Annotated in this window: 4 protein-coding genes; all 4 read right to left on the minus strand. The window is 48.4% G+C overall.

Features of this window, described 5'->3' with window-relative positions:
* Positions 1–224 precede the first annotated feature (224 nt).
* The gene (locus KDK15_RS03990; RefSeq protein ID WP_257294071.1) at positions 225–455 is read right to left on the minus strand and encodes a hypothetical protein; all 231 of its coding nucleotides are present in this window, start codon (positions 453–455) and stop codon (positions 225–227) included.
* Positions 456–557: 102 nt separating this feature from the next.
* Positions 558–1,325: a class II glutamine amidotransferase gene (locus KDK15_RS03995; protein WP_257294072.1), complete on the minus strand. Its 768-nt coding sequence runs from the start codon at positions 1,323–1,325 to the stop codon at positions 558–560.
* A 23-nt stretch (positions 1,326–1,348) separates the two neighbouring features.
* Positions 1,349–1,648: a hypothetical protein gene (locus KDK15_RS04000; protein ID WP_257294073.1), complete on the minus strand. Its 300-nt coding sequence runs from the start codon at positions 1,646–1,648 to the stop codon at positions 1,349–1,351.
* A 28-nt stretch (positions 1,649–1,676) separates the two neighbouring features.
* Entirely contained in the window at positions 1,677–2,135 is a 459-nt protein-coding gene (locus KDK15_RS04005) for a hypothetical protein (protein WP_257294074.1), read from the minus strand.
* Positions 2,136–2,394 lie beyond the last annotated feature (259 nt).

A 2,394-nucleotide genomic window follows, 5' to 3' on the forward strand; every position in this document is an offset into this window, starting at 1 on the left:
GGAAGGTTCTGAGAGCGATCTTAGAACCCTCGCCCGATAGGGCGGGGAGTGTCAGCCAATACTGAAGTCAGGTGACATACTTGGCGTATTTTTGGTCAAATAGATCGCTGGAAAAGTGCCTGATCGCCATCGAGGGTTATGTCTGAAATCAGCGACGCCGCTACGGTTGTTGCTGTGGCCAGAGTGCTGAGGATAAATGTGCTATTCCACTTTTTGTTGCGTTCCTACCAGTTATGGTGCTTGAGACAAGTTGGTTCTGCACCTTCACGTCCTAATGAGTCGTTTTCCATCCTGAAGGTGTGCATATTGATAATGTATGCGTCTCGATTATCCTGCTGGACAGAAGATGATGGGCCTTTTGAACTTCGTGCTTTTTTTGCCTGAAATAGACTGTCATCAAGGTGGCCAGTGTTTATAGTATTTGCTGACGCAGACCTGCTGATTGGTGTACTCATAATAACCCCCTGGGCTAACCTATAAGTCGCTGAACTGGAGAGAGACCTGCTAAATTGTAATTGCTTGTTGATGTCTGGTTTTCAGTTAATCTGTTTTTTTACTCAGGCAGTAAGTTCGCCATCACCAAAAACCACCATCTCGCCGGGCAGAATAGGATGCCAGGTCTCATCAATGGTTAACGGATCAGTGGCCACTACAGTTACGATGTCGTTTTCAGTGGTTTCCCTGGCAAAATCCACCGTGATGTCATCATCTTTGAGACTGGCCTGATTAAAAGGCGCTCTGCGAGTTATCCAATGCAACCGGGTACTGCAGTAGCAATAGAGAGAGCGGGAGTCGGTCAGCAACATATTAAATACACCCAGCTCACGCAGTTCGTCACAGAGCTTCCGGATAAAGCGTTGCAGCGTACTCACCCTTTTGGGTGGTTTTGGGAATCGCTCACGCACCTGGTCCATGATCCAGCAAAAAGCGTATTCACTGTCCGTGGTTCCCACCGGAAAGTAGTGTTCCAGGGGGAATTTCCTGATGCCTTTTAATTGGCCATTGTGAGCAAAGGTCCAATATTTGCCCCAGAGTTCCCGGGTAAATGGGTGGGTGTTTTCCAGGGCAATTCTTCCTGCATTTGCCTGGCGGATATGACTGACCACAATAGTGCTTTTGATCGGGTAGCGGCACACCAGGTTGGCAATTTCAGAATCACAGCTTGGGTTGGGATCACGAAATTCCCGTAATCCTTTACCTTCATAGAACGCGATTCCCCAGCCATCACTGTGGGGTCCAGTGTTACCCCCGCGCTGCATCAGGCCGCGGAAGCTGAATACAATATCCGTCGGAGTGTTGGCACTCATTCCAAGAAGTTCACACATTAGCTGACAAATTGCGATTAAGTTTAAGATTTTTGGTTAGAAGCAGGCCTCAGAGCGGGTTCTTTACGTTGACGTTGGGCGTGGCTTGTCCGGGGTTTCTGCCTTTTGTTGCGGGCTGCTGTTTTTGCCTTACCGACCGGTAATAATATTCCTGTAATCGCTGCAACACCGGCGGCAGTTGCCACAGTCCGACCCGCTCGCCACATGGCTTCAACTCCCAGGCTAAGGCCATCATAAAGACTGATAAGGAAGGCCGGGCCAAGAAAGCTCTGGTCGGGGTGAACAGTACCGGGCAGGAAAAACAGTACAGCAAAAGCCAGCATCAGAGGCCGCTTGAGCCGGGGATGCCAATTACCAACAATAAACCACAGGCTCAGCAGGCAGCCGATGGCTCCTGCCAGGTAAACTGTCCAGCCCCAAAAATACTGCAATTCCGTCATTGACTCTCCAACAATCGCCATTGAACGAGTGGCGGTTAATGTTATTTACCGCCTTCCTTTGGGTGTTGTCAGGAGGTGGCGCTGGTATTACCAGCCAAAATAAAACGATGATATTAATTAAATAACCGACAATGGTGCATTTTGCATCAATTGACCACCCTATGAAAACAGCCACTGATGATAAAATGAAATTTAATTTGTCAGTACCTCTTTGCAGGGAAACCTGCTTTTTAAAAATCATCCGCATTAATGTCAGGTGCAGTAAACAATGTCTGACTTGCTGTTGTCCCATTATTTTCCAGTGATCTTTTTGCATGGTTTCCGTTGCTGACAGCGTTTTCCCGAACGGCCCCAAAGCCCCAATGTTCATTACGGATCAAGTTGTCTGACAAATTCACCCAGTTGGCGTCGGCGATGCGCTTTGCCATAAGGGGCTTTTTTCAGTGCCATAACAAATTGAACTTTTCCTGCCAATAGCAGCCAGCAATTGAGTTAAACCGGAAATTACTGCTTGTAACGGCTGAGGAATCGCTCAAGTTTGGTCATTACCGTTTCCAGGTCTTCTACCCTGGGGAGCGAAATGATTCGCAGGTGGTCAGGCTCAGGCCAGTTGAAGGCAGTGCCCTGGA

Origin of the sequence: Endozoicomonas sp. YOMI1, from assembly GCF_024606345.1 — a bacterium.
In the GTDB taxonomy this organism is placed as follows: Bacteria; Pseudomonadota; Gammaproteobacteria; order Pseudomonadales; family Endozoicomonadaceae; genus Endozoicomonas.

Coding starts and splice junctions, on each gene's coding strand:
- KDK15_RS03990 (WP_257294071.1), bottom strand. CDS start 455: ATGAGTACACCAATCAGCAGGTCTGCGTCAGCAAATACTATAAACACT.
- KDK15_RS03995 (WP_257294072.1), bottom strand. CDS start 1,325: ATGTGTGAACTTCTTGGAATGAGTGCCAACACTCCGACGGATATTGTA.
- KDK15_RS04000 (WP_257294073.1), bottom strand. CDS start 1,648: ATGCTGGCTTTTGCTGTACTGTTTTTCCTGCCCGGTACTGTTCACCCC.
- KDK15_RS04005 (WP_257294074.1), bottom strand. CDS start 2,135: ATGAACATTGGGGCTTTGGGGCCGTTCGGGAAAACGCTGTCAGCAACG.